This is a genomic window from Colwellia sp. (genome assembly GCF_013215345.1).
In the GTDB taxonomy this organism is placed as follows: domain Bacteria; phylum Pseudomonadota; class Gammaproteobacteria; order Enterobacterales; family Alteromonadaceae; genus Colwellia.
The window spans coordinates 1-6049 of record NZ_JABSOV010000168.1; the positions used below are offsets into that span (position 1 = coordinate 1).

A 6049-nucleotide genomic window follows, 5' to 3' on the forward strand; every position below is an offset into this window, starting at 1 on the left:
ATAAAAAGCGCGCAGTATCTCGTGGTGGTTTAGATAAAACTAATAAAGGTATGTATCACGGCGGTGACTTAGCCGGTCTTACTGAAAAGCTGCCTTACCTTGATAATCTGGGTGTAAGTGCTATCTGGTTAACGCCGGTATTACGTAACCGCGCTATGCAAGCTGGCACCTCAGGTTATCATGGTTATTGGATTCTAGATTTTACTGAAATTGACCCTCACTTGGGCAGTAATGCGGAGCTGAAAAACTTTATCGACCAAGCACACAAGCGCAATATTAAAGTGTTTTTCGATATTATTACTAACCATACTGCTGACGTGATTAAGTACCAAGAGTGTCACGGCGAAGATGGCTTAGGTTGGATTGTTGATGTAAGCGCAGGCAATGATTGCCCATTTATTTCAATGGCACAACTTGCAGAGGGTAAACATTACACGCCAGTAATTCCCGCGGGCGATGAAACATTAAAATACCCCAAATGGCTTAATGACATGGATGTCTATCATAACCAAGGTGATTCATTTTGGCGTGGCGAAAGCTCAGTGCGTGGTGATTTTGCTGGCCTTGATGACTTATATACTCAAAAAGCCAGTGTTGTTAATGGCATGGTCGATATTTACAAAGATATCATTGATGAGTTTAAACCTGATGGTTTTCGAATTGATACCGTTAAACATGTCAACATAGAGTTTTGGCAACAATTCTCACCAGCGTTAATGCAGCATGCTAAAACACAAGGCATAGATAACTTTTTCATGTTTGGTGAGGTTTATAGCTTTGAGCCTGAGTTATTAAGCCGCTTTACCACTGAAGCTAAAATTCCTTCAGTATTAGACTTTGCTTTTCAAGGCGCGATGACAAAAGCCTTGGTTGAACAGCAGGGTACAGACGTACTGGCGCAGTTATTTGCTAAAGATCATTTTTATCAGACTGAGCATAAAGACCTTGATCTTAAAAGTATGCGTAACACCAACGCGAATCAATTAGTTAATTTTACTGGTAATCACGACATGGGACGCTTTGCTTATACACTTAAACAAAGTCCTCATAACTATAGCGAGCAAGCGCAAATTCAGCGTAACTTATTGGCTCACGCCATGATGTTCTTTAGTCGTGGTGTACCGGTTATATATTATGGCGATGAGCAAGGTTTTGTTGGTGATGGTGGTGATCAAGCTTCACGCCAAGATATGATGCCTTCTTTGGTTGCCAGTTATAACGATGATGATTTATTAGCAACAGATAATACTACTGCTGATGATAACTTTGATATTAACCATCTGTTCTATCAAACGTTTGCTAAATATGCGCAATTATATCAACAATACCCAGCGTTACGTTTTGGTGAGCAAACAGTTGTTTATTCGCAAGATAAAGCTGGAATATTTGCTATAACTAGGAAAGTGAAAGCGACAAGCGAAGCAAAAGCGCAAAATTTATTGATAGTATTTAATACCGCTGATAATGCAGAGCGTTTAGATGTTATTACTGAGCAAGCGGATGCTAATAAAACAAAGGCTAAACTAGTTTACCGTTCTGTCAAAGCGAAAAAGGATGGCGAAATAGCACCATTGAGTTTTGCTATTTATCAACTGAAATAGTTGGTAAAAATGTAATTAGGCAGGAGAACTAAGCCTGCTAAAAAGATATAAAAAGCGACCTCAGTAATGTTGAGGTCGCTTTTTCTTTATGCTGTTAAGGAACCACGAATTTGGCTCGCACACTCAGCTAAAACAATCGCGCCAGCGGTAGAAACATTCAACGAGTTACCCATGCCGAACATAGGAATGTGTATTTGTTGGTGGCTTAATTGTAAGGCAGCTTCACTAACACCTTTACGCTCATTGCCCAATACTAATACACAGGGAGATGGGTAAGTAACCGTCTTATAATCAACAGACTCATGACACAATTCGACACTATAAATCCCGTAACCTTGCTCTCTTAGTGTTTGTAAGCTCGCAGTGGTGCTATCGCTGTACTCAATGCAAACCCATTTAGCTTCATTACGGGAGGCTTTCTTTAGCTTCTTATCTGAGATAGTCAACTGACCACAGACAATGATTTTTTCAATAGCAAAAGCATCAGCTAAACGAATAAAAGAGCCAATATTGTAGCTATTGGTAACATTATCTAATACCACTATTAGAGGTAGCTTAGGCTGACTTAAGTAGTCATCTCGTGTTGGTTTGTTTTCTCTAAGCTCATCTTTACTGAGCTGTTTTGATACTTGTATTGATGGCTGCATAGCTGAGGGCATGTTATATATCCTGTTATCTGTATAAATTCGACAAATATTATGGCGCTATTGTACTTGTTGACAGCGTAATGTTTATGGCATTTTTTACTTTTTTTTTACCGCTTGATTTATGTTCTAAACGAGCTGTTAACTATAAAGAATAAGGTTTTAATCTTTGTAGAAAGGTATTAGTCTAAAAAATTGGCGTTATATTTTCTATGGAAGTTAATAGGGACATTTATATGAGTAAGTATTCAGGTTAGTTAGCTATAGTTGCTGTTTATTTTCGGTAAAACATTATAATGGCCGCTTGAAACCTAGTTCACCATATATTGTTAACCATAATTGCTTTTTACTCTAAATAACAGGGCCACAAGATGAATACCAAAATATACAAAAGAGTGCTTTTCCTCACTGATAACTTATTAGCGGCTGCTCAACAAAAAAATCAAAAAAGATTTGATGGTTTTTATTTAGAATTAAAGCAACTTTGTGAAGATAATGAAAAGTCGGATAAAGACCATCCAGTACAGTGGGAAACCCTAGCTGACTTTACCGATGACTTAGACTTAGCTGTTACTATTTATCAACAAGCATTAGTGAAGGCTGAAGCGATTAACTCTAAAGATTTCCGCTCATCCATTGGTTTTTCGATCGCGGCGCTAAAAGTGGAGTTAGGTGATGAAGCAGGGGCTATTGAGCATTTAGAACAAGCTAAAATCAGTTGTAATAAAATTGCAGATAAAGAATTAAAAGCTGAGATTCATGACTTATTGGAAAAATTAAAGGCTTCATAAAAATACATTTAAACAACCTGAACTCGGTTTGAAATGTGTTTAGCTAATTTAAATTTTAGTAAAGTTATTTTACGAACCTCTAACTTGATAGTTTTTCTTAATTCAAGGCTAATTTACGCGTCAATAGCTGGCCTATTGCAAGTGAATTTAACGCAGAAGTAAGTAAAAATAGCTGCTAGAGAAACATTTTTTAAGCTGAATTCAGGTTAAATAGTAACAGCGTTATGGCGAAGGCAGGCTTGTCTTCTGCCTACGCTTTACCGACCTTTATTTAAAGCATTCACAGTGTTTTTTTATTAATCATCATTACCTTTCACAACTCCTATTAACAAAACATAAGTCATCTCCGCGCCATTAATACTACCTATACTCTCGTTCATAACTCTCATTTAACCTGCAATTTCACCTGAAACACACACCTTTATGTAACTTGGATATTTCGGCTTTAGCTTACATTTTCTGACACTTCCACCACATTAACTAAACAGTAAACCGCACCTGTCCGTTACAATTAAACGTATAATAGTCACAAGTTTTATCAATAGACATTAACAACAGGTAGGCACATATGCCGATAAAATTGCAAAGTATACTCGGGCTTAGTTTTTTACTTCTTGGTGGCTGTAGTCAACTTCATCATGTTCATATTGGTGATATAGATCAGTCGCAGGGGAGGTTAACGCCATTTACTATTGAGGTAAATGAACTTGGCTTTGATGCAGCTAAAGCCGCAGAAATAGGCGCGGGAGTGGCAAAGTCTGCCTCGACCAGTGAAGATTTGGAGTTTGTCGCTTTAATTTTGGCTATCAGTAATTTTGGTCCTAAAACGGGTAACCCAGTTTACAACGATGCTTATGCTGACCAAGTACTCTTTGAGGTTATTAAAGTATGTCCAAGTAAAAAAATAACGGGATTAACTTCCGTACGCGAAGCAACCAATGTTGGCCCAGTAAGTGGTGAGGTTGTACGTATAAAGGGTTACTGTATTAACTAAACTTTAGGAATTATCATGTTAAAGAACACCATATTATTTTCATTATTAGCACTTTCACTTAGTGGTTGTGTTGGTTTAAATACCGTATCAATGACCCAGATACCAGCAGAAAGAGAAAACAAAATAACTACTGCTTCATCTAGCTGGAATTTTATTGGCATTAACTTTAGCAATGCCTTTGTTGATGAAGCCATTGATAATCTTAAAGCACAATGTCCAACAGGAAAAATTGAAGGGGTATATACCAAGCACCAAACTACCGGCTATTTACTTGTCTTTAAAAGAGAAGTTATTGTCTCCGCTTACTGTAATGAGGTGTAGTGATGAAAAAGCTATTTTCGTTACTTATGGTAGTGATGCTTAGTGCCTGTACTAGCAGTATTCATATGTCACAAGTGGATGTTGGCACTAATAGTCAGCAGGAATTGGCTAGTGGCAAGGTTATTAATATTGAAAAGTCACAAAAAATATTTTTAGGTTTTGTTTATGATAGTAATTATGTTGATCAAGCCTATAAACAACTTTTACAGCAATGCCCGAATGGCACCTCAATGATTAACGTTGAGTACTTAACTAATCATGGTTTTCTTAGTTGGACCGATAAAATCCGTATTAAAGCGCTATGCAAACCGGCGTAAATTATCAAATATGCTAGCGATATAATTAAGAGTACAGCTCGGTTGATCCGTATAGAACACAGCAATTCTTTTTATATAGCTAGGCTACTTTTTTGTATAGTGTAGTGCTAGCAATTTTATAGCGCTAAACAGGGATTTAAAAAATCATTAATTTGTATGGTCTGCAAGGTTGCCATGATGAAGTTCATGGCAATACACCCATGAGTCAATACATAGTTCCAGACAAAATGATTTACTTGGTAATTAGTGATGGAAAAACTCAATTGCAACAAATTAACCAGTTAAGCTTAGCTGAGGTGTTTTGTTAGATACTAATGGAAATATGGTGAAGGAAATTGACAGCTTTAAAGTTAACTTGCTTCGACTTAACTTTTGCAAAAAGTAATTTATTAACGGTATTGTTAACTTATCATGCTCACTTTTAAGTTGATAATGCCGCTGCTACCTTATGGTTACTAACCACTAACAAGGGAAGTATTCTCTTATTTAGTATTACTATCCATAAAAAAGTTCACATTACTTAATCCGATAAGATACTCACGTTTAACGTGTTTATTTTCTGCTAACTTATCTAGAACGCCAATTAACGTCATTAGTTTTTTATGAGAATGGTGATTTGTTCGCTTAAAATCTTCTGGTTTTCCTTCGTTAGCGATACGCTCTTTTTTATCCAGAGTATGGCTACTCTCTGTGTTTTCAAGCCAAAGATCATTAATTAGACGAATGTTGCTCTCATTCTCAATATTTTCATTAAATGCCATTTGCAGTTCATATTGATTCGTTTTAGGGTTAAATTGATAAGTTTCTTTACTAACATCCACTTGGTGTTTTTGATCAAGTCCAACCAATTCTTGATTTTTGACTGCTGTACCAATGTTGTAGCTTTCTGTTTTGTCATAGTAATCAGGTCGGGTAAGCTGATAATCGAAATGAGTCGCTACCGTTTTACTTTGGCTTACCCCGGTTAATTTTCCTGATTTGTGTTGCTGGGTGACTTGCTCTAACTCAACGCTAATTTTAGGGGCCAGTTCTCGCCGGTTTCGTGGCTCTCTTGAAAATGAGAATTTAGCATCAAAATCTGCTAATTTAGAAATGCCAGTACCTAAGGTATTATTTTTTTCGCTGCCAAGTCCTTGATAGCGAGGATCATTGGTGATCATGTTATCGACTAACTCTGCGACCATTGCTCGGCCATCAGTGAATTGTTGAGCAGCGACTGACTCTATATTGCTATAACGCTGCGCTGCCGATGACATACTAGCAAAAGCGCCTTTAAATATGGCAAAGCCCTGTTGCATTTTTAAATCGTCTTTTTTACCAAATGCTGATGTTTCATTTTCGCCTTTACTATTGTAACGGCTATCTTCGAGGTTTTTATCTA

General features: G+C 37.0%; 6 protein-coding genes and 1 pseudogene. 5 read left to right on the forward strand and 2 right to left on the reverse strand.

Features of this window, described 5'->3' with window-relative positions; genetic code table 11:
* Positions 1-1601: alpha-amylase family glycosyl hydrolase (locus HRT50_RS17135; RefSeq protein ID WP_291616742.1), on the forward strand; the 1601-nt coding region annotated here is incomplete at its 5' end.
* Positions 1602-1687: 86 nt separating this feature from the next.
* On the opposite strand, the gene HRT50_RS17140 is transcribed toward HRT50_RS17135, so the two are convergent.
* On the reverse strand, positions 1688-2260 hold the full coding sequence (locus HRT50_RS17140) for a TrmH family RNA methyltransferase (protein ID WP_291616744.1): 573 nt from the start codon (positions 2258-2260) through the stop codon (positions 1688-1690).
* Positions 2261-2616: 356 nt separating this feature from the next.
* Between HRT50_RS17140 and HRT50_RS17145 the strand changes: the two genes are divergently transcribed.
* The 4 genes from HRT50_RS17145 (at position 2617) to HRT50_RS17160 (ending at position 4668) form a co-directional block, all read left to right on the forward strand.
* A complete protein-coding gene (locus HRT50_RS17145; RefSeq protein WP_291616746.1) occupies positions 2617-3036 on the forward strand; it encodes a tetratricopeptide repeat protein in 420 nt (139 codons plus the stop codon).
* A gap of 568 nt (positions 3037-3604) precedes the next feature.
* Complete coding sequence (locus HRT50_RS17150) at positions 3605-4030, forward strand: hypothetical protein (protein ID WP_291616747.1); 426 nt, start codon at positions 3605-3607, stop codon at positions 4028-4030.
* A gap of 15 nt (positions 4031-4045) precedes the next feature.
* Positions 4046-4351, forward strand: a complete 306-nt coding sequence (locus HRT50_RS17155; RefSeq protein ID WP_291616749.1) for a hypothetical protein — start codon at positions 4046-4048, stop codon at positions 4349-4351.
* A 2-nt stretch (positions 4352-4353) separates the two neighbouring features.
* Positions 4354-4668 carry a hypothetical protein gene (locus HRT50_RS17160; RefSeq protein ID WP_291616751.1) on the forward strand — a complete coding sequence of 105 codons (315 nt, stop codon included), beginning with the start codon at positions 4354-4356 and terminating at the stop codon, positions 4666-4668.
* A gap of 482 nt (positions 4669-5150) precedes the next feature.
* On the opposite strand, the pseudogene HRT50_RS17165 reads toward HRT50_RS17160, so the two are convergent.
* Positions 5151-6049, reverse strand: a pseudogene (locus HRT50_RS17165) (hypothetical protein); the annotation flags it as partial.

What these genes read in the sequence shown, in the direction of transcription:
- HRT50_RS17145 (WP_291616746.1), top strand. Translation starts at nt 2,617, where the DNA reads ATGAATACCAAAATATACAAAAGAGTGCTTTTCCTCACTGATAACTTA.
- HRT50_RS17160 (WP_291616751.1), top strand. Translation starts at nt 4,354, where the DNA reads ATGAAAAAGCTATTTTCGTTACTTATGGTAGTGATGCTTAGTGCCTGT.
- HRT50_RS17150 (WP_291616747.1), top strand. Translation starts at nt 3,605, where the DNA reads ATGCCGATAAAATTGCAAAGTATACTCGGGCTTAGTTTTTTACTTCTT.
- HRT50_RS17140 (WP_291616744.1), bottom strand. Translation starts at nt 2,260, where the DNA reads ATGCCCTCAGCTATGCAGCCATCAATACAAGTATCAAAACAGCTCAGT.
- HRT50_RS17155 (WP_291616749.1), top strand. Translation starts at nt 4,046, where the DNA reads ATGTTAAAGAACACCATATTATTTTCATTATTAGCACTTTCACTTAGT.